The organism is Citrobacter sp. Cpo089 (assembly GCF_030332695.1).
GTDB classification, from domain to species: domain Bacteria; phylum Pseudomonadota; class Gammaproteobacteria; order Enterobacterales; family Enterobacteriaceae; genus Citrobacter; species Citrobacter portucalensis.
The window spans coordinates 11,901-32,975 of the sequence record NZ_JAOWHJ010000048.1 but is presented as its reverse complement, the minus strand read 5'-3'; the positions used below and the strand labels follow the sequence as shown (position 1 = coordinate 32,975).

Sequence of the window (21,075 nt, the reverse complement as noted above, 5' to 3'; positions counted from 1 at the left end):
CTGGCTAAAACCTACGGCGGTGCTGCTCGTGCATTCGACCAGATCGATAACGCGCCGGAAGAAAAAGCTCGTGGTATCACCATCAACACTTCTCACGTTGAATATGACACCCCGACTCGCCACTACGCACACGTAGACTGCCCGGGCCACGCCGACTATGTTAAAAACATGATCACCGGTGCTGCGCAGATGGACGGCGCGATCCTGGTTGTTGCTGCGACTGACGGCCCGATGCCGCAGACTCGTGAGCACATCCTGCTGGGTCGTCAGGTAGGCGTTCCGTACATCATCGTGTTCCTGAACAAATGCGACATGGTTGATGACGAAGAGCTGCTGGAACTGGTAGAAATGGAAGTTCGTGAACTTCTGTCTCAGTACGATTTCCCGGGCGACGACACTCCGATCGTTCGTGGTTCTGCTCTGAAAGCGCTGGAAGGCGAAGCAGAGTGGGAAGCGAAAATCATCGAACTGGCTGGCTTCCTGGATTCTTACATCCCAGAACCAGAGCGTGCGATTGACAAGCCGTTCCTGCTGCCTATCGAAGACGTATTCTCCATCTCCGGTCGTGGTACCGTTGTTACCGGTCGTGTAGAGCGCGGTATCATCAAAGTTGGTGAAGAAGTTGAAATCGTTGGTATCAAAGAGACTGCTAAGTCTACCTGTACTGGCGTTGAAATGTTCCGCAAACTGCTGGACGAAGGCCGTGCTGGTGAGAACGTTGGTGTTCTGCTGCGTGGTATCAAACGTGAAGAAATCGAACGTGGTCAGGTACTGGCTAAGCCGGGCTCTATCAAGCCGCACACCAAGTTCGAATCTGAAGTGTACATTCTGTCCAAAGACGAAGGCGGCCGTCATACTCCGTTCTTCAAAGGCTACCGTCCGCAGTTCTACTTCCGTACTACTGACGTGACTGGTACCATCGAACTGCCGGAAGGCGTAGAGATGGTAATGCCGGGCGACAACATCAAAATGGTTGTTACCCTGATCCACCCAATCGCGATGGACGACGGTCTGCGTTTCGCAATCCGTGAAGGCGGCCGTACTGTTGGTGCGGGCGTTGTTGCCAAAGTAATGAGCTAATTGCCGAATAACATTTGACGCAATGCGCAATAAAAGGGCATCATTTGATGCCCTTTTTGCACGCTTTCACACCAGAACCTGGCTCATCAGTGATTTTTTTTGTCATAATCATTGCTGAGACAGGCTCTGAAGAGGGCGTTTAGTCCGAAACGCACCAGAGCATTTCGGTTTGGATCGCCTCGCTTACGCGGGGTGAAAATGTTTGTAGAATACTTCTGACAGGTTGGTTTATGAGTGCGAATACCGAAGCTCAAGGAAGCGGGCGCGGCCTGGAAGCGATGAAGTGGGTTGTTGTCGCTGTATTGCTGCTTGTAGCTATCGTTGGCAACTACCTCTATCGTGACATGATGCTGCCGCTGCGTGCGCTGGCCGTAGTGATTCTGATTGCCGCAGCGGGTGGTGTCGCGCTGTTGACAACAAAAGGTAAAGCGACCGTTGCTTTTGCCCGTGAAGCGAGAACCGAAGTCCGTAAGGTCATTTGGCCAACTCGCCAGGAAACATTGCACACCACATTAATTGTGGCTGCGGTTACCGCAGTAATGTCACTGATCTTGTGGGGACTGGATGGTATTCTGGTTCGCCTGGTATCCTTTATCACTGGCCTGAGGTTCTAAGATGTCTGAAGCCCCTAAAAAGCGCTGGTACGTCGTTCAGGCGTTTTCCGGTTTTGAAGGCCGCGTAGCCACGTCGCTGCGCGAATATATCAAGTTACAAAATATGGAAGAGCTGTTTGGCGAAGTCATGGTGCCGACCGAAGAAGTGGTCGAAATCCGTGGTGGCCAGCGTCGCAAGAGCGAACGTAAATTCTTCCCGGGCTATGTACTGGTCCAGATGGTGATGAATGACGCAAGCTGGCACCTGGTGCGCAGCGTGCCGCGTGTGATGGGCTTTATCGGCGGTACATCTGACCGTCCGGCGCCGATCAGCGACAAAGAAGTTGATGCGATCATGAACCGTCTGCAGCAGGTTGGCGATAAACCACGTCCGAAAACGATGTTTGAGCCAGGTGAAATGGTTCGCGTTAGTGACGGTCCGTTTGCTGACTTTAACGGTGTGGTTGAAGAAGTGGACTACGAGAAGTCCCGCCTGAAAGTCTCTGTTTCTATCTTCGGTCGCGCGACCCCAGTAGAACTGGACTTTGCCCAGGTAGAAAAAGCCTAAACAGCGATCAAAAAAGCGGCGATTTAATCGTTGCACAAGGCGCGAGATTGGAATACAATTTCGCGCCTTTTGTTTTTATGGGCCCTGTCCGTAAAACGAATTTAATCACGGGGAGCCTCCTTGAGGCGCTATAACCCAACTAGAGGAATTTAGAATGGCTAAGAAAGTCCAGGCCTACGTCAAGCTGCAGGTTGCAGCTGGTATGGCTAACCCGAGTCCGCCGGTAGGTCCAGCACTGGGTCAACAAGGCGTGAACATCATGGAATTCTGCAAAGCGTTCAACGCAAAAACTGATTCCATGGAAAAAGGTCTGCCGATCCCGGTTGTTATCACCGTTTACGCTGACCGTTCTTTCACTTTCGTTACCAAAACGCCTCCGGCAGCAGTTCTGCTGAAGAAAGCGGCTGGTATCAAGTCTGGTTCCGGCAAGCCGAACAAAGACAAAGTGGGTAAAATTTCCCGCGCTCAGCTGCAGGAAATCGCGCAGACCAAAGCTGCCGACATGACTGGTTCCGACATTGAAGCGATGACTCGCTCCATTGAAGGTACTGCACGTTCCATGGGCCTGGTAGTGGAGGATTAAGAAATGGCTAAACTGACCAAGCGTATGCGCGTGATCCGTGACAAAGTTGATGCAACTAAACAGTACGACATCAACGAAGCTATTGCTCTGCTGAAAGAGCTGGCCACTGCTAAATTCGTAGAAAGCGTAGACGTTGCCGTTAACCTCGGCATCGACGCTCGTAAATCTGACCAGAACGTACGTGGTGCAACTGTACTGCCGCACGGTACTGGCCGTTCCGTTCGCGTAGCCGTATTTGCCCAGGGCGCAAACGCTGAAGCTGCTAAAGCTGCAGGCGCTGAGCTGGTAGGTATGGAAGATCTGGCTGACCAGATCAAGAAAGGCGAAATGAACTTTGACGTTGTTATTGCTTCCCCGGATGCAATGCGCGTTGTTGGCCAGCTGGGTCAGGTTCTGGGCCCGCGCGGCCTGATGCCAAACCCGAAAGTTGGTACTGTAACCCCTAACGTTGCTGAAGCAGTTAAGAACGCTAAAGCAGGTCAGGTTCGTTACCGTAACGACAAAAACGGCATCATCCACACCACCATCGGTAAAGTGGATTTTGACGCTGACAAACTGAAAGAAAACCTGGAATCTCTGCTGGTTGCGCTGAAAAAAGCGAAACCGACTCAGGCTAAAGGCGTGTACATCAAGAAAGTTAGCATCTCCACCACCATGGGTGCTGGTGTTGCCGTTGATCAGTCCGGTCTGACTGCGACTGTGGCGAACTAATATTCGCCTTTACGTGGGCGGTGATTTTGTCTACAATCTTACCCCCACGTTTCTGCTAATTGCAGACGTATATCCGAGATATTCAGGCTGTGGCAAGGCGACAACTGAGTGAATCGCCAGAAGCATAGTTAACTATGTGACTGGTGTGAACGAAGGCAGTCAACGCCGTCACAGATTGAATAGCGACAGATAGACAAGATTTGTTCGTTGGAGCCTGGCCTATCCAGGCCTCCGTCGAAGACCGCAGGTGTTTCGTAAGAAACTTAATGCCCTGCGTAGACGGTGACAGAACGCTAAGATTATTTCTGATACTCTGGCTTGTTTCTGCTCACCGTATTTAGACGCTCTCTCAGTTGGGGAGAGTGAAGTGAGTTCCGGAACATGAGTTCCGGCAAACATCCAGGAGCAAAGCTAATGGCTTTAAATCTTCAAGACAAACAAGCGATTGTTGCTGAAGTCAGCGAAGTAGCCAAAGGCGCGCTGTCTGCAGTAGTTGCGGATTCCCGTGGCGTAACTGTAGATAAAATGACTGAACTGCGTAAAGCAGGTCGTGAAGCTGGCGTATACATGCGTGTTGTTCGTAACACCCTGCTGCGCCGCGTCGTTGAAGGTACTCAGTTCGAGTGCCTGAAAGACACGTTTGTTGGTCCGACCCTGATTGCATACTCTATGGAACACCCGGGCGCTGCTGCTCGTCTGTTCAAAGAGTTCGCGAAAGCGAATGCAAAATTTGAGGTCAAAGCCGCAGCCTTTGAAGGTGAATTGATCCCGGCATCGCAAATCGATCGCCTGGCAACTCTGCCGACCTACGAAGAAGCAATTGCACGCCTGATGGCAACCATGAAAGAAGCTTCGGCTGGCAAACTGGTTCGTACTCTGGCTGCTGTACGCGATGCGAAAGAAGCTGCTTAATCGCAGTTATCTTTCTCAAGCATCTGCTTACGTATAAACTTATTCTGATTTTCAGGAACAATTTAAATGTCTATCACTAAAGATCAAATCATTGAAGCAGTATCCGCTATGTCCGTAATGGACGTTGTAGAGCTGATCTCTGCAATGGAAGAAAAATTCGGTGTTTCCGCTGCTGCTGCTGTAGCTGTAGCTGCTGGCCCGGCTGAAGCTGCTGAAGAAAAAACTGAATTCGACGTAATTCTGAAAGCTGCTGGCGCTAACAAAGTTGCTGTAATCAAAGCAGTACGTGGCGCAACTGGCCTGGGTCTGAAAGAAGCTAAAGACCTGGTAGAATCTGCTCCGGCTGCCCTGAAAGAAGGCATCAGCAAAGACGACGCAGAAGCACTGAAAAAATCTCTGGAAGAAGCTGGCGCTGAAGTTGAAGTTAAATAAGCCAACTTTTCTGGTTGCAGCCTAAGAAATTAGGCTGATGGCTGGTGACTTTTTAGTCACCAGCCTTTTTGCGCTGTAAGGCGCCAGTAGCATTTCACACTGTTTGACTACTGCTGTGCCTTTCAATGCTTGTTTCTATCGACGTCTTAATATACTGCGACAGAGCATCAGTTCTGTGTAAATCGCAATGAAATGGTTTAAGCGTGATAGCAACAGGCATTGCGGAAAGTATTCGATTTTCCGGTCAACAAAATAGTGTTGCACAAACTGTCCCTTCGTCGGACAGATGGGTCGACTTGTCAGCGAGCTGAGGAACCCTAATGGTTTACTCCTATACCGAGAAAAAACGTATTCGTAAGGATTTTGGTAAACGTCCACAAGTGTTGGACATACCTTATCTCCTTTCTATCCAGCTTGACTCGTTTCAGAAGTTCATCGAGCAAGATCCTGAAGGGCAGTATGGTCTGGAAGCAGCTTTCCGTTCCGTTTTCCCGATTCAGAGCTACAGCGGTAATTCCGAGCTGCAATACGTCAGCTACCGCCTTGGCGAACCGGTGTTTGACGTTCAGGAATGTCAGATCCGTGGCGTGACCTATTCCGCACCGCTGCGCGTAAAACTGCGTCTGGTGATCTACGAGCGCGAAGCGCCGGAAGGCACCGTAAAAGATATTAAAGAACAAGAAGTCTACATGGGCGAAATTCCGCTCATGACTGACAACGGTACCTTTGTAATCAATGGTACTGAGCGTGTTATCGTTTCTCAGCTGCACCGTAGTCCTGGCGTCTTCTTTGACTCCGACAAAGGTAAAACCCACTCTTCGGGTAAAGTGCTGTATAACGCGCGCATCATCCCTTACCGTGGTTCCTGGCTGGACTTCGAATTCGATCCGAAGGACAACCTGTTCGTACGTATTGACCGTCGCCGTAAACTGCCTGCGACCATCATTCTGCGTGCACTGAACTACACCACTGAGCAGATCCTTGACCTGTTCTTTGAAAAAGTTGTTTTCGAAATTCGCGACAACAAGCTGCAGATGGAACTGGTGCCGGAACGCCTGCGTGGTGAAACCGCCTCCTTTGACATTGAAGCTAACGGCAAAGTCTACGTCGAAAAAGGCCGTCGCATCACTGCGCGCCACATTCGCCAACTGGAAAAAGACGATATCAAACATATCGAAGTTCCGGTTGAATACATTGCTGGTAAAGTTGCGGCTAAAGACTACGTTGACGAATCTACTGGCGAGCTGATTTGCGCAGCTAACATGGAGCTGAGCCTGGATCTGCTGGCTAAGCTGAGCCAGTCTGGTCACAAGCGTATCGAAACGCTGTTCACTAACGATCTGGACCACGGTCCGTACATTTCTGAAACTGTACGTGTTGACCCAACCAACGATCGTCTGAGCGCACTGGTAGAAATCTACCGCATGATGCGTCCTGGTGAGCCGCCGACTCGTGAAGCTGCTGAAAGCCTGTTCGAGAACCTGTTCTTCTCCGAAGACCGCTATGACCTGTCTGCGGTTGGTCGTATGAAGTTCAACCGTTCTCTGCTGCGCGACGAAATCGAAGGTTCCGGTATCCTGAGCAAAGACGACATCATCGAAGTGATGAAGAAGCTCATCGATATCCGTAACGGTAAAGGCGAAGTCGATGATATCGACCACCTCGGCAACCGTCGTATCCGTTCCGTAGGCGAAATGGCGGAAAACCAGTTCCGCGTTGGCCTGGTACGTGTTGAGCGTGCGGTGAAAGAGCGTCTGTCTCTGGGCGATCTGGATACCCTGATGCCTCAGGATATGATCAACGCCAAGCCGATTTCTGCAGCAGTGAAAGAGTTCTTTGGTTCCAGCCAGCTGTCTCAGTTTATGGACCAGAACAACCCGCTGTCTGAGATTACGCACAAACGTCGTATCTCCGCACTCGGCCCAGGCGGTCTGACCCGTGAACGCGCAGGCTTCGAAGTTCGAGACGTACACCCGACTCACTACGGTCGCGTATGTCCAATCGAAACGCCTGAAGGTCCGAACATCGGTCTGATCAACTCCCTGTCCGTGTATGCACAGACTAACGAATACGGCTTCCTCGAGACTCCGTACCGTAAAGTGACCGACGGTGTTGTAACTGACGAAATTCATTACCTGTCTGCTATCGAAGAAGGCAATTACGTTATCGCTCAGGCGAACTCCAACCTGGATGACGAAGGCCACTTTGTAGAAGATCTGGTTACCTGCCGTAGCAAAGGCGAATCCAGCTTGTTCAGCCGCGACCAGGTTGACTACATGGACGTATCCACCCAGCAGGTGGTATCCGTCGGTGCGTCCCTGATCCCGTTCCTGGAACACGATGACGCCAACCGTGCATTGATGGGTGCGAACATGCAACGTCAGGCGGTTCCGACTCTGCGCGCTGATAAGCCGCTGGTTGGTACCGGTATGGAACGTGCTGTTGCCGTTGACTCCGGTGTTACTGCAGTGGCTAAACGTGGCGGTACTGTTCAGTACGTGGATGCTTCCCGTATCGTTATCAAAGTTAACGAAGACGAGATGTACCCGGGCGAAGCAGGTATCGACATTTATAACCTGACCAAATACACCCGTTCTAACCAGAACACCTGTATCAACCAGATGCCTTGCGTATCTCTGGGCGAGCCGGTTGAACGTGGTGATGTGCTGGCTGACGGTCCGTCCACCGACCTCGGTGAACTGGCGCTGGGTCAGAACATGCGCGTGGCATTCATGCCATGGAATGGTTACAACTTCGAAGACTCCATCCTCGTATCCGAGCGTGTTGTCCAGGAAGACCGTTTCACCACCATCCACATTCAGGAACTGGCATGTGTGTCCCGTGACACCAAGCTGGGGCCAGAAGAGATCACCGCTGACATCCCGAACGTGGGTGAAGCTGCGCTCTCCAAACTGGATGAATCCGGTATCGTTTATATCGGTGCGGAAGTGACCGGTGGCGACATTCTGGTTGGTAAGGTAACGCCGAAAGGTGAAACCCAGCTGACGCCAGAAGAGAAGCTGCTGCGTGCAATCTTCGGTGAGAAAGCGTCTGACGTTAAAGACTCTTCTCTGCGCGTGCCAAACGGTGTTTCCGGTACGATTATCGACGTTCAGGTCTTTACTCGCGATGGCGTAGAAAAAGACAAACGTGCGCTGGAAATCGAAGAGATGCAGCTGAAGCAGGCGAAAAAAGACCTGTCTGAAGAACTGCAGATCCTCGAAGCTGGCCTGTTCAGCCGTATCTACGCTGTGCTGGTTTCCGGTGGTGTTGAAGCTGAGAAGCTCAACAAACTGCCGCGTGACCGCTGGTTAGAACTCGGCCTGACCGACGAAGAGAAACAGAATCAGCTGGAGCAACTGGCTGAGCAGTACGACGAACTGAAACACGAATTCGAGAAAAAACTCGAAGCGAAACGCCGTAAAATCACTCAGGGCGACGATCTGGCACCGGGCGTGCTGAAGATTGTTAAGGTTTATCTGGCGGTTAAACGTCGGATCCAGCCTGGTGATAAGATGGCAGGTCGTCACGGTAACAAGGGTGTAATCTCTAAGATCAACCCGATCGAAGATATGCCACACGATGCTAACGGTACGCCGGTAGATATCGTACTGAACCCGCTGGGCGTACCATCGCGTATGAACATCGGTCAGATCCTTGAAACCCACCTGGGTATGGCTGCAAAAGGTATCGGCGATAAGATCAACGCCATGCTGAAACAGCAGCAGGAAGTCGCGAAACTGCGCGAGTTCATCCAGCGTGCTTACGATCTGGGTTCAGATGTTCGTCAGAAAGTTGACCTGAATACCTTCAGCGATGAAGAAGTTCTGCGTCTGGCTGAAAACCTGAAAAAAGGTATGCCGATCGCAACGCCGGTATTCGACGGTGCGAAAGAGTCTGAAATCAAGGAACTGTTACAGCTGGGTGGCCTGCCGACTTCCGGTCAGATCACACTGTTCGACGGTCGTACCGGTGAGCAGTTCGAGCGCCAGGTTACCGTTGGCTACATGTACATGCTGAAACTGAACCACCTGGTTGATGACAAGATGCATGCGCGTTCTACCGGTTCTTACAGCCTGGTTACTCAGCAGCCGCTGGGTGGTAAGGCGCAGTTCGGTGGTCAGCGCTTCGGGGAGATGGAAGTGTGGGCGCTGGAAGCATATGGCGCAGCATACACCCTGCAGGAAATGCTCACCGTTAAGTCTGATGACGTGAACGGTCGTACTAAGATGTATAAAAACATCGTGGACGGCAACCATCAGATGGAACCAGGCATGCCGGAATCCTTCAACGTACTGTTGAAAGAGATTCGTTCGCTGGGTATCAACATCGAGCTGGAAGACGAGTAACTCTCGATCAAACAGGTCACTGGTGCTGGCGTAACAGCCAGCGCCAGATTGTGCTAACTCCGACGGGAGCAAATCCGTGAAAGATTTATTAAAGTTTCTGAAAGCGCAGACTAAAACCGAAGAGTTTGATGCGATCAAAATTGCTCTGGCCTCGCCAGACATGATCCGTTCATGGTCTTTCGGTGAAGTTAAGAAGCCGGAAACCATCAACTACCGTACGTTCAAACCTGAACGTGACGGCCTTTTCTGCGCCCGTATCTTTGGGCCGGTAAAAGACTACGAGTGCCTGTGCGGTAAGTACAAGCGCCTGAAACACCGTGGTGTGATCTGTGAGAAGTGCGGCGTTGAAGTGACCCAGACTAAAGTACGCCGTGAGCGTATGGGCCACATCGAGCTGGCGTCTCCGACTGCTCACATCTGGTTCCTGAAATCTCTGCCGTCCCGTATCGGTCTGCTGCTTGATATGCCACTGCGCGATATCGAGCGCGTACTGTACTTCGAATCTTATGTAGTTATCGAAGGCGGTATGACTAACCTGGAACGTCAACAGATCCTGACTGAAGAGCAGTATCTGGACGCGCTGGAAGAGTTCGGTGACGAATTCGACGCGAAGATGGGTGCAGAAGCTATTCAGGCCCTGCTGAAGAGCATGGATCTGGAGCAAGAGTGTGAAACTCTGCGCGAAGAGCTGAACGAAACCAACTCCGAAACCAAGCGTAAGAAGCTGACCAAGCGTATCAAACTGCTGGAAGCCTTCGTACAGTCTGGCAACAAGCCAGAGTGGATGATCCTGACCGTTCTGCCGGTTCTGCCGCCAGATCTGCGTCCGCTGGTTCCGCTGGATGGTGGTCGTTTCGCAACATCGGATCTGAACGATCTGTATCGTCGCGTTATCAACCGTAACAACCGTCTGAAGCGTCTGCTGGATCTGGCTGCGCCGGACATCATCGTACGCAACGAAAAACGTATGCTGCAGGAAGCGGTTGACGCCCTGCTGGATAACGGTCGTCGCGGTCGTGCGATCACCGGTTCTAACAAACGTCCTCTGAAATCTTTGGCCGACATGATCAAAGGTAAGCAGGGTCGTTTCCGTCAGAACCTGCTCGGTAAGCGTGTTGACTACTCCGGTCGTTCTGTAATCACCGTAGGTCCATACCTGCGTCTGCATCAGTGCGGTCTGCCGAAGAAAATGGCACTGGAACTGTTCAAACCGTTCATCTACGGCAAGCTGGAACTGCGTGGCCTGGCCACCACCATCAAAGCCGCTAAGAAAATGGTTGAGCGTGAAGAAGCTGTCGTTTGGGATATCCTGGACGAAGTTATCCGCGAACACCCGGTACTGCTGAACCGTGCACCAACACTGCACCGTCTGGGTATCCAGGCATTTGAACCGGTACTGATCGAAGGTAAAGCTATCCAGCTGCACCCGCTGGTTTGTGCGGCATATAACGCCGACTTCGATGGTGACCAGATGGCTGTTCACGTACCGCTGACGCTGGAAGCCCAGCTCGAAGCGCGTGCGCTGATGATGTCTACCAACAACATCCTGTCTCCGGCGAACGGCGAACCTATCATCGTTCCGTCTCAGGACGTTGTATTGGGTCTGTACTACATGACTCGTGACTGTGTTAACGCCAAAGGCGAAGGCATGGTGCTGACTGGCCCGAAAGAAGCTGAGCGTATCTATCGCGCAGGTCTGGCCTCTCTGCATGCGCGCGTTAAAGTGCGTATCACCGAATACGAAAAAGATGAAAACGGCGAATTCGTTGCGAAAACCAGCCTGAAAGACACGACCGTTGGCCGTGCAATTCTGTGGATGATCGTACCGAAAGGTCTGCCTTTCTCCATCGTCAACCAGGCGCTGGGCAAGAAAGCTATCTCCAAAATGCTGAACACCTGTTACCGCATTTTGGGCCTGAAGCCGACCGTTATCTTCGCTGACCAGACAATGTACACCGGCTTTGCATATGCAGCGCGTTCAGGTGCATCTGTTGGTATTGATGACATGGTCATCCCAGAGAAGAAACACGAGATCATCTCTGAAGCGGAAGCTGAAGTTGCTGAGATCCAGGAGCAGTTCCAGTCTGGTCTGGTAACCGCAGGCGAACGCTATAACAAAGTTATCGATATCTGGGCTGCGGCGAACGATCGTGTATCCAAAGCGATGATGGATAACCTGCAAACTGAAACCGTTATTAACCGTGACGGCGTAGAAGAGCAGCAGGTTTCCTTCAACAGCATCTACATGATGGCCGACTCCGGTGCGCGTGGTTCTGCAGCACAGATTCGTCAGCTGGCCGGTATGCGTGGTCTGATGGCGAAGCCAGATGGCTCCATCATCGAAACGCCAATCACCGCGAACTTCCGTGAAGGTCTGAACGTACTCCAGTACTTCATCTCTACTCACGGTGCTCGTAAAGGTCTGGCGGATACCGCACTGAAAACAGCGAACTCCGGTTATCTGACTCGTCGTCTGGTTGACGTCGCGCAGGACCTGGTTGTTACTGAAGACGATTGCGGCACTCTGGAAGGCATCACCATGACCCCGGTTATCGAGGGTGGTGACGTTAAAGAGCCGCTGCGCGATCGCGTTCTGGGTCGTGTAACTGCTGAAGACGTTCTGAAGCCGGGTACGGCGGATATTCTGGTTCCACGCAACACGCTGCTGCACGAACAGTGGTGTGATCTGCTGGAAGAGAACTCCGTAGACTCCGTTAAAGTCCGTTCCGTTGTATCTTGTGACACTGACTTTGGTGTATGTGCGCACTGCTATGGTCGTGACCTGGCGCGTGGCCACATCATCAACAAAGGTGAAGCAATCGGCGTTATCGCGGCACAGTCCATCGGTGAACCGGGTACACAGCTGACGATGCGTACGTTCCACATCGGTGGTGCGGCATCTCGTGCGGCTGCTGAATCCAGCATCCAGGTGAAAAACAAAGGTAGCATCCGTCTGAGCAACGCGAAGTCGGTTGTGAACTCCAGCGGTAAACTGGTTATCACCTCACGTAACACCGAACTGAAACTGATCGACGAATTCGGCCGTACCAAAGAAAGCTATAAAGTGCCTTACGGCTCCGTTATGGCGAAAGGTGATGGCGAACAGGTTGCTGGCGGCGAAACCGTAGCAAACTGGGATCCGCACACCATGCCGGTTATCACCGAAGTGAGTGGTTTCGTCCGCTTTACTGACATGATCGACGGCCAGACCATTACTCGTCAGACCGACGAGCTGACCGGTCTGTCTTCTCTGGTGGTTCTGGATTCTGCAGAGCGTACTGCGGGTGGTAAAGACCTGCGTCCGGCACTGAAAATTGTTGATGCTCAGGGCAACGACGTTCTGATCCCAGGCACCGATATGCCTGCTCAGTACTTCCTGCCGGGTAAAGCGATTGTTCAGCTGGAAGATGGCGTACAGATCAGCTCTGGTGACACCCTGGCGCGTGTTCCGCAGGAATCCGGCGGTACCAAGGATATCACCGGTGGTCTGCCGCGCGTTGCGGACCTGTTCGAAGCACGTCGTCCGAAAGAGCCGGCAATCCTGGCTGAAATCAGCGGCATCATTTCCTTCGGTAAAGAAACCAAAGGTAAACGTCGTCTGGTCATCACCCCGGTAGACGGTAGCGAACCGTACGAAGAGATGATTCCGAAATGGCGTCAGCTCAACGTGTTCGAAGGTGAACGTGTAGAACGTGGTGACGTGGTTTCCGACGGTCCGGAAGCGCCGCACGACATCCTGCGTCTGCGTGGTGTGCATGCTGTAACTCGTTACATCGTTAACGAAGTTCAGGACGTATACCGTCTGCAGGGTGTTAAGATTAACGATAAACACATCGAAGTTATCGTTCGTCAGATGCTGCGTAAAGCCACCATCGAAAGCGCTGGTAGCTCCGACTTCCTGGAAGGCGAGCAGGTTGAATACTCCCGCGTCAAGATCGCAAACCGCGAGCTGGAAGCGAACGGCAAAGTGGGTGCAACGTTCTCCCGCGATCTGCTGGGTATCACCAAAGCGTCTCTGGCAACCGAGTCCTTCATCTCTGCAGCATCGTTCCAGGAAACCACGCGTGTCCTGACCGAAGCAGCTGTTGCAGGTAAACGTGATGAACTGCGCGGTCTGAAAGAGAACGTCATCGTGGGTCGTCTGATCCCGGCAGGTACTGGTTATGCGTACCACCAGGATCGTATGCGTCGTCGCGCAGCGGGCGAACTGCCAGCTGCACCGCAGGTAACTGCTGAAGATGCGTCTGCCAGCCTGGCAGAACTGCTGAACGCAGGCCTGGGCGGTTCTGACAACGATTAATCGTTGCCGACCATAATAAAAACCCGCTTCGGCGGGTTTTTTTATGTCTATGTTATTTCTGATGGCGATTATCAGGTCTACGAAACCATCCGGCAGTGTCATTAATTTACCGGTGGTAACCGCCGATAAAGCTCAATCATATCGCCGGCCAGATCCTGAATCACCATGGCATTCATCAGGTGGTCCTGCGAATGAACGGTGATGAGATTAACCGGTAGTTTGCCGGTACCTTCATCAATGCCGATCAGCTGGGTCTGGATTTTATGTGCCTGTTTGACGTACTCGCGTGATTCCGTCATTGCTTGTTCTGCAGCGGAGAAATCACCCTTACGAGCCAGTTGCAGTGCCGTCAGGGCCTGGCTGCGTGCAGCGCCAGCGTTTACCAATAACTCCATGATGATCGTTTCTAACTCTTCCATACCATCACTCCAGTAGTTTCAGCGCCTTATCCAGTACCGCATCGCCTTTCATCATGCCGTAATCCATCATGTCGATAACGGCGACCTTTTTGCCTAGTGGGTCGGCGATCGCCTGTAGCTTGGCCTGTTCATACTTAACCTGTGGACCGAGCAAAACGATATCCGCTGTAGCGATATTCTCTTCAAACTCGGCCACCGGGACGGCTTTGATGGTGACGTCGACGCCTTTTTTCTGGGCGGCATCTTTCATCCTTTGCACCAGCATGCTGGTGGACATTCCGGCGGCACAGCATAAAACGATGTTTTTCATAAGCAGTCTCGATCAACATGTGTGAATTGATAATTATCGCGAGCCAGCTATAGCAACAACTGCTTTGCAACGAATGTGTGCAAGGCATCACAAAGAAAGCCGCTTTTTCTGAAACCGGTTACAAAAAGAGGCAGAACCCTGCGATCTGGACCAGGGCCAGCGGCTTTTTGACTCGCTTATCACATGCTGGAATATATAATTACTGTCAATAAATACATGTTATAAAAAACAGTATTGACAGCGTTTTTTAAACCCGTATGTTAATACTTAACAGCGGAGAAATTGTAGTTTGCTGTTAACGTAGTAAGTGTTAGTAGAGCTTGATTGGGGTTTGCGATAAAGGCCACGAAGTATTTTTTGTATGGGATAGTCGATGCTGAAAACGCTATTTTTTCACCTCGACAATGCTTTCAGGCCACGTAGTTGATATATCTAATCGCAAAAAATCAGTAAAACGCGACGATGTAACGCCATGATTTAATAGTAAATGTTCGTGATTTCTTCTTTTTTGGTTATCACGAGAGAAATAAGGCAACGCATCAAAGAGTATATGTCGCGAGGGGAAGTGTACTTGTTTAGGTCACCAGCCTTGAGTTCTATTATCAAGCGGGTGGAATGTGTTTAACGGTAAATAGAGGAAAGCTTTAGTTAGTATCAATATCCAATATTATCTATAGTAAACGTGTACATTTTAAAGTAGTACCATCAGCAGTATTAAATCGTTAAGTTTATTAATGTTAAATTTGAAGTGTGTAGTAACGTAAAGCCCTGACTGCAATAGTCGGGGCTTTTGTTCATTGTAGATCAAGCTGTTATCCAGGATGCTTGGCCGCGATGGTTCAACATTGCATCACTCAGTGGGCATTAAAAAAATTAATGCTTGCTTAATGATTAGAAGTAGGTCTACTATAGCGGTATCGGTTTGGAACACAGACCTTATGCAAGCAGTTTTAGTAAAGCAGTTCTCAGTTCAAGCGTTATCCTCAGATACTCTTCTTCATGAGCCTCCTCCCTAAGTGCCCCATAAGTTAATTTCTGCAAAACAGGCCATCTTCGCTGCATAAGCGGCTCAAAAACATGAAAGGAAGTATCTATGTCTAACAAAATGACTGGTTTAGTAAAATGGTTTAACTCTGATAAAGGCTTCGGCTTTATCACTCCTCAGGACGGTAGTAAGGATGTGTTTGTACATTTCTCCGCTATCCAGAGTAACGATTTTAAAACGTTAGACGAAGGTCAAAAGGTGGAGTTCTCCGTGGAGAATGGCGCTAAAGGCCCGTCTGCTGTTAACGTTGTCGCGCTGTAATCGCCGATAATTTCACGAACGCTTACGATAGCGATGAAGGCCAGAGCCCGAGCAGTTAAGTGCCAGTGAAGAAAAAACCCGCGAAAGCGGGTTTTTTTGTTTATGCGATTGCTCCTGACCTACGGCACCTGTGAAGCGCGCCCCAGATAGCTGTCCCAGTCTTTCCACACGGGCTGTAAACCCTGGGCCATGAGTGCTTCAGCAACGGCTTCTGGGCGACGATCGTCGTGCGGGGAGAACTGTTCCAGTTCGGGGTGGTTATCGGCATAACCACCGGGCTGGGTTTTTGAGAAGGCGCTGACGTTGTTGATCGCCAACGGGATCACATGGTCACGAAACCATGGCGATTCGCGGGTGGAGAGCGACAGCTCAATTTCTGGCGCCAGTAAACGAAACGCGCAAATGGTCTGGACCAACTGTCGCTCATCCATGATCGATGCAGGCTCAACGCCTCCGGTGCATGGGCGCAGGCGAGGGAAGGAGATGGAATAGCGGCTCTGCCAGTAGTGCTGCTGCATCCACAGCAGATGTTCTGCCACCATATAGCAATCAACCCGCCAGCTATCGGACAAACCAATTAACGCGCCAAGACCGATTTTGTCGATCCCTGCGCGGCCCAGCCTGTCCGGCGTTTCCAGGCGCCAGAAGAAATCCTGCTTTTTCCCTTTTAAATGGTGACGAGCGTAAGTTGCCTCATGATAACTCTCCTGATACACCATCACGCCATCCAGCCCCAGCGTCTTCAGCTCTGCATATTCAGCCTCTGACAACGGCTGTACCTCCATCTGTAAAGAGGCGAACTGGCGGCGAATGGCAGGCAAATGGCGACGAAAGTAATCCATCCCCACTTTGGCCTGATGTTCACCGGTGACCAGCAGCAGATGCTCAAAACCCAGCTCACGGATAGCCGCACACTCCCGTGTTATCTCATCTTCGTCCAGCGTTTTGCGTTTGATACGGTTGCTCATCGAAAAACCGCAGTAGGTGCAGTCGTTGGCGCAAAGGTTGGAGAGATACAACGGCACGTAAAAGCTCACCGTGTTACCAAAACGCTGACGGGTGAGCTTCTGCGCCCGCTGCGCCAGCGGCTCCAGATAATCGGCGGCAGCAGGAGAGAGCAATGCCATCAGATCGTCGCGACTAAGATGCGAAGCGTTGAGGGCGCGCTCCACGTCAGCGGCGGTTTTACCGTTGATGCGCAGGCGGATGTCGTCCCAGTCCAGCTGTCGCCAGCGGTCGCTGAACGTTTTCATGCGAAGGCCTCCAGGAATCCGGTTAACGGGCTGGTGGCGCTGGCCTGCGAACTTTTGCTTCCTGGTACCGCCTGGCGTGCCAGCAAGCCAGCTTCAACGGCCAGACGGAAGGCGGTTGCCATCATCACCGGGCTGTAGGCTACCGCGATTGCCGTGTTGACCAACACTGCGTCGGCACCCATTTCCAGTGCCTGTGTGGCGTGGCTGGGGACGCCGATGCCTGCATCAACCACCACCGGCACGGTCGCCTGTTGGATAATAATCTCCAGCATCGCTTTGGTTTCCAGCCCCTGATTAGAACCGATGGGCGCGCCGAGCGGCATCACCGCCGAACAACCAACCTCTTCCAGCCGTTTGCATAGCACCGGATCTGCGCCACAGTAAGGAAGTACCACGAAGCCCTTTTTCACCAGTGCTTCTGCAGCTTTCAATGTTTCTATTGGATCGGGTAACAGCCAGCGGGCGTCCGGGTGGATTTCTAATTTCAGCCAGTTTGTGCCCAGCGCTTCACGCGCTAACTGGGCAGCAAAAATCGCCTCTTCAGCGGTTTTTGCCCCCGAAGTGTTGGGCAACAGCGTCACACCAGCTTCTACCAGCGGCGCCAGAATGGCATCGTTGTGCTGACGCAAATCCACGCGCTTCATGGCCAGCGTTACCAGTTGGCTGCCGGAGGCGCGAATCGCCTCGACCATCAGCTGCGATGAAGCAAATTTCCCGGTGCCGGTGAACAGATGCGAATCAAACGTTTTGTCGGCAATACGTAACATATCAACCCCCTGCAATAACCTGAAAAAGCAGGATCTGGTCGCCTTCCTGCACGATTTGCTGCTCCCACTGCTCGCGCGGGAGGATCTGCTGATTGAGCGCCAGCGCCGCGCCCGGTTTAAACTGATTAAGCGTAGTGAGCAGCCCACTGACGGTTTGTCCTTCGGCGCACTGCATCGGCTCATCATTGAACTGAATCTGCATGTTGCCCTCCGCATACCGGGCAGCCGCTGGCACGTCGTAGTGCGAAGCTGCGCCACTGACTGGTTTTACCGTCAAACAGGCGTAGCTCTCCGCTGGGCGTCTCAATACCGCTGAGCAATTTAATCGCTTCCAACGCCTGCAAGGTGCCCATCACGCCCACAACCGGTCCGACGATACCGGCGGTACGGCAATTGCGTTCGGGCTCTACATCGTCCGGCCACAGGCAGCGGTAACATCCTTGTTCCCACGGGGGCGTCAGCACCATCAGTTGGCCGCCAAAGCCGACGGCGCTGGCGGTGACGAGCGGGGTGTTGAGCGTTACGCAGACGGCGTTAATTTCCTGGCGCGTGGCCATGTTATCGGTACAGTCGAGCACCACATCGGCACGCGCTACCGCATGCCGAAGCGCATCGCCTTTCAGTCGCTGCTGGAGTGACACCAGCTCGATATCCGGGTTGAGCCGCGTCAGGCGCTGCTGGGCAACCTGCGATTTTGAACGTGCGATATCATCAGTGGTAAACAGGATCTGGCGCTGCAGATTGCTCAGATGAATGTCGTCATCGTCTACCAGCGTCAGTTTTCCGATGCCTGCTCCCGCCAGATACAGCGCGGCAGGCGAACCTAACCCGCCTAAACCGACAATCAGCACATGGCTATCGAGTAGCTTTTGCTGGCCTTCAATGGCGATATCGCCGAGCAGGATCTGCCGGCTGTAACGCATAAAGTCGCGGTCATTCATCGCCCACTCCCGCGATATCCAGTAGTTGGGCCGTAGCGACCTGCCAGTCAGCCGCCTGGGTAATGGCGCTGACCACGGCAATGCTGCCGACGCCGGTCGCCAGTACTGCCGGGGCGCGCTCAAGGCTGATACCGCCAATGGCGACGGTCGGGTAATCCGCTAATCGTTCAATATGGTTTGCCAGTTGCGTAAGTCCCTGCGGGGCGGAAGGCATCTGTTTGGTTTGCGTGGGGAAGACATGACCCAGCGCGATATAAGAAGGCTTAGCGGCGAGCGCGACGTCAATCTCCATATCATCGTGAGTGGAGACCCCCAGGCGTAGCTCCGCCGCCTGGATCGCCTTCAGGTCGGTGGTTTCAAGGTCTTCCTGGCCCAGATGTACGCCGTAAGCGCGGTGCTTAATTGCCAGACGCCAGTAGTCGTTGATAAACAGGCGGGCGTTATAGCGACGACCCAGTTCAATGGCGGCCATAACGTCGGCTTCGACCTCTTCATCACGCTTATCTTTAATGCGCAGTTGGATTGTGCGTACGCCCGCCTGCAGCAAGCGTTCAATCCATTCCACGCTGTCTACCACCGGGTAAAGCCCGAGGCGAAACGGCACGGTCGGGAAATCAGGCTGGTACATTACGCCTCCTCTTTTTTGAGGTAGATTTCGCCGCCTTTGGCTCGGAAGTTCTCCGACATATCCGCCATGCCGACTTCAATCGTTTGTGCAGCAGCGTAGTCGCGAACCTCCTGGCTGATTTTCATCGAGCAGAACTTCGGCCCGCACATGGAGCAGAAGTGGGCGACCTTGCCGGACTCCTGTGGCAGTGTTTCATCGTGGTAGGCGCGGGCGGTGAACGGGTCGAGCGCGAGGTTAAACTGGTCTTCCCAGCGGAATTCGAAACGCGCTTTCGACATGGCGTTATCGCGGATCTGCGCGCCTGGATGACCTTTTGCTAAGTCAGCGGCGTGGGCGGCAATCTTGTAGGTAATCAGCCCTTGCTTCACATCTTCTTTGTTCGGCAGGCCGAGGTGCTCTTTTGGCGTGACGTAGCACAGCATCGCGCAGCCAAACCAGCCGATCATCGCCGCACCGATCCCGGAAGTGAAGTGGTCGTAGCCTGGCGCGATGTCGGTCGTCAACGGCCCTAAGGTGTAGAACGGTGCTTCATGGCAGTGCTCCAGCTCTTCGGTCATGTTGCGCTGGATCATATGCATGGGCACATGACCTGGGCCTTCTATCATCACCTGCACGTCGTATTCCCAGGCGATTTTGGTCAGCTCGCCCAGCGTATGCAGCTCGGAGAACTGCGCTTCGTCGTTCGCATCCTGAATTGAACCTGGGCGCAGGCCGTCACCCAGCGACAAAGAGACGTCGTAGGCGGCGCAGATTTCGCAAATCTCGCGGAAATGTTCGTACAGGAAGTTCTCTTTGTGATGAGAAAGGCACCATTTCGCCATAATTGAACCGCCGCGTGAGACAATGCCGGTCAGGCGTTTGGCAGTCATCGGCACGTAGCGCAGCAGCACGCCCGCGTGAATGGTGAAGTAGTCGACGCCCTGTTCGGCCTGCTCCAGCAGCGTGTCGCGGAAGGCTTCCCAGGTGAGATCTTCGGCGATCCCGTTGACCTTCTCCAGCGCCTGGTAGATCGGCACAGTACCGATCGGTACCGGACTGTTACGCAGGATCCACTCGCGGGTTTCGTGGATATAGCGACCGGTGGAGAGATCCATCACCGTGTCAGCGCCCCAGCGCGTCGACCACACCAGCTTCTCTACCTCCTCTTCAATGGAGGAGGTGACGGCAGAGTTACCGATGTTGGCGTTAACCTTCACCAGGAAGTTGCGACCGATAATCATCGGCTCGGATTCCGGGTGGTTGATGTTGGCAGGAATAATCGCGCGGCCCGCGGCCACTTCATCACGCACGAATTCCGGCGTAATGTTTTCCGGCAGGCGTGCACCAAAGTTCATCCCCGGATGCTGGTGGCGAAGCACTTCACTGCGAATGCGCTCGCGGCCCATGTTTTCACGGATGGCGATGAACTCCATCTCTGGGGTCACTATTCCCTGGCGGGCGTAGTACAGTTGGGTGACTCGTTTACCCGCTTTGGCGCGCTTTGGCGTCAGCAGGCCGGTGAAACGCAGATCGTCCAGGCCATCGTCGGCCAGACGTTCTTTGGTATAAGCGGAACTCCGGTCGTCTAATTCTTCGCTATCGTTACGCGCCGCAATCCACGGCTGGCGCAGCTTTGCCAGGCCCTGCTGGACGTTAATCGCCACGTCAGGATCGCCATACGGTCCGGAGGTGTCGTATACCGGAACGGCTTCGTTCTCTTCGAACTGCGGGTTGTCTTTGCTACCGCCAGTCAGCGTCGGGCTGAGCTGAATTTCGCGCATCGGAATGCGGATATCCGGCTGCGAACCGGTGATATAGATGCGTTTTGAGTTAGGGAAGGCGGTCCCTTCCAGGGTATCGATAAAGTGTTGGGCTTGAGCGCGCTGTTCGCGGCGTGATGGTTTAGTAGTGGCAGACATAGCTCATTCCAAATAAAAGTAAGGA

At 52.8% G+C, this 21,075-nt stretch carries 18 protein-coding genes; 10 read left to right on the top strand and 8 right to left on the bottom strand.

Annotated features, from left to right (window positions below):
* From tuf to rpoC, 9 genes are all read left to right on the top strand, one after another.
* Positions 1 to 1,080 (top strand): elongation factor Tu (gene tuf, locus OGX92_RS08790; RefSeq protein ID WP_108361594.1); only part of this gene is annotated, 1,080 nt, incomplete at its 5' end.
* Between the two features lie 230 nt (positions 1,081 to 1,310).
* Entirely contained in the window at positions 1,311 to 1,694 is a 384-nt protein-coding gene (gene secE / locus OGX92_RS08785; protein WP_003033128.1) for a preprotein translocase subunit SecE, read from the top strand.
* A 1-nt stretch (position 1,695) separates the two neighbouring features.
* Positions 1,696 to 2,241: a transcription termination/antitermination protein NusG gene (gene nusG / locus OGX92_RS08780; RefSeq protein WP_003033125.1), complete on the top strand. Its 546-nt coding sequence runs from the start codon at positions 1,696 to 1,698 to the stop codon at positions 2,239 to 2,241.
* Positions 2,242 to 2,395: 154 nt separating this feature from the next.
* On the top strand, positions 2,396 to 2,824 hold the full coding sequence (rplK, locus tag OGX92_RS08775; RefSeq protein ID WP_003033122.1) for a 50S ribosomal protein L11: 429 nt from the start codon (positions 2,396 to 2,398) through the stop codon (positions 2,822 to 2,824).
* A 3-nt stretch (positions 2,825 to 2,827) separates the two neighbouring features.
* Complete coding sequence (rplA, locus tag OGX92_RS08770) at positions 2,828 to 3,535, top strand: 50S ribosomal protein L1 (protein ID WP_003033119.1); 708 nt, start codon at positions 2,828 to 2,830, stop codon at positions 3,533 to 3,535.
* A gap of 414 nt (positions 3,536 to 3,949) precedes the next feature.
* Positions 3,950 to 4,447, top strand: a complete 498-nt coding sequence (gene rplJ / locus OGX92_RS08765; RefSeq protein WP_001207203.1) for a 50S ribosomal protein L10 — start codon at positions 3,950 to 3,952, stop codon at positions 4,445 to 4,447.
* A gap of 66 nt (positions 4,448 to 4,513) precedes the next feature.
* The gene (rplL, locus tag OGX92_RS08760; protein WP_003033114.1) at positions 4,514 to 4,879 is read left to right on the top strand and encodes a 50S ribosomal protein L7/L12; all 366 of its coding nucleotides are present in this window, start codon (positions 4,514 to 4,516) and stop codon (positions 4,877 to 4,879) included.
* A 320-nt stretch (positions 4,880 to 5,199) separates the two neighbouring features.
* The gene (gene rpoB, locus OGX92_RS08755) at positions 5,200 to 9,228 is read left to right on the top strand and encodes a DNA-directed RNA polymerase subunit beta (RefSeq protein ID WP_286586447.1); all 4,029 of its coding nucleotides are present in this window, start codon (positions 5,200 to 5,202) and stop codon (positions 9,226 to 9,228) included.
* Positions 9,229 to 9,304: 76 nt separating this feature from the next.
* Positions 9,305 to 13,528: a DNA-directed RNA polymerase subunit beta' gene (gene rpoC, locus OGX92_RS08750; RefSeq protein ID WP_003826919.1), complete on the top strand. Its 4,224-nt coding sequence runs from the start codon at positions 9,305 to 9,307 to the stop codon at positions 13,526 to 13,528.
* A gap of 101 nt (positions 13,529 to 13,629) precedes the next feature.
* Here rpoC and OGX92_RS08745 read toward each other — a convergent pair whose 3' ends face one another.
* Positions 13,630 to 13,947 (bottom strand): PTS lactose/cellobiose transporter subunit IIA, encoded by a 318-nt coding sequence (locus tag OGX92_RS08745; RefSeq protein WP_003826916.1) that lies wholly within the window; start codon positions 13,945 to 13,947, stop codon positions 13,630 to 13,632.
* A 4-nt stretch (positions 13,948 to 13,951) separates the two neighbouring features.
* Positions 13,952 to 14,257 (bottom strand): PTS sugar transporter subunit IIB, encoded by a 306-nt coding sequence (locus OGX92_RS08740; protein ID WP_003033102.1) that lies wholly within the window; start codon positions 14,255 to 14,257, stop codon positions 13,952 to 13,954.
* 1,093 nt (positions 14,258 to 15,350) lie between these two features.
* Between OGX92_RS08740 and cspG the strand changes: the two genes are divergently transcribed.
* The gene (cspG, locus tag OGX92_RS08735; protein ID WP_003033098.1) at positions 15,351 to 15,563 is read left to right on the top strand and encodes a cold shock protein CspG; all 213 of its coding nucleotides are present in this window, start codon (positions 15,351 to 15,353) and stop codon (positions 15,561 to 15,563) included.
* A 119-nt stretch (positions 15,564 to 15,682) separates the two neighbouring features.
* Here cspG and thiH read toward each other — a convergent pair whose 3' ends face one another.
* Genes thiH through thiC form a run of 6 tightly spaced genes read right to left on the bottom strand, consistent with a single transcriptional unit; the run spans position 15,683 to position 21,050 of the window.
* Positions 15,683 to 16,816 carry a 2-iminoacetate synthase ThiH gene (gene thiH / locus OGX92_RS08730; protein ID WP_148362590.1) on the bottom strand — a complete coding sequence of 378 codons (1,134 nt, stop codon included), beginning with the start codon at positions 16,814 to 16,816 and terminating at the stop codon, positions 15,683 to 15,685.
* Positions 16,813 to 17,583 carry a thiazole synthase gene (gene thiG / locus OGX92_RS08725; protein WP_240389570.1) on the bottom strand — a complete coding sequence of 257 codons (771 nt, stop codon included), beginning with the start codon at positions 17,581 to 17,583 and terminating at the stop codon, positions 16,813 to 16,815. Before thiG ends, thiH begins: the two co-directional genes overlap by 4 nt.
* 1 nt (position 17,584) lies before the next feature.
* On the bottom strand, positions 17,585 to 17,785 hold the full coding sequence (gene thiS, locus OGX92_RS08720) for a sulfur carrier protein ThiS (protein ID WP_286586445.1): 201 nt from the start codon (positions 17,783 to 17,785) through the stop codon (positions 17,585 to 17,587).
* Positions 17,766 to 18,524 carry a HesA/MoeB/ThiF family protein gene (locus tag OGX92_RS08715; protein ID WP_240389569.1) on the bottom strand — a complete coding sequence of 253 codons (759 nt, stop codon included), beginning with the start codon at positions 18,522 to 18,524 and terminating at the stop codon, positions 17,766 to 17,768. The genes thiS and OGX92_RS08715 overlap by 20 nt, the downstream gene beginning before the upstream one ends.
* Positions 18,517 to 19,152 (bottom strand): thiamine phosphate synthase, encoded by a 636-nt coding sequence (gene thiE, locus OGX92_RS08710; protein WP_003826898.1) that lies wholly within the window; start codon positions 19,150 to 19,152, stop codon positions 18,517 to 18,519. The genes OGX92_RS08715 and thiE overlap by 8 nt, the downstream gene beginning before the upstream one ends.
* On the bottom strand, positions 19,152 to 21,050 hold the full coding sequence (thiC, locus tag OGX92_RS08705; RefSeq protein WP_126957827.1) for a phosphomethylpyrimidine synthase ThiC: 1,899 nt from the start codon (positions 21,048 to 21,050) through the stop codon (positions 19,152 to 19,154). The genes thiE and thiC overlap by 1 nt, the downstream gene beginning before the upstream one ends.
* Positions 21,051 to 21,075: the final 25 nt, after the last annotated feature.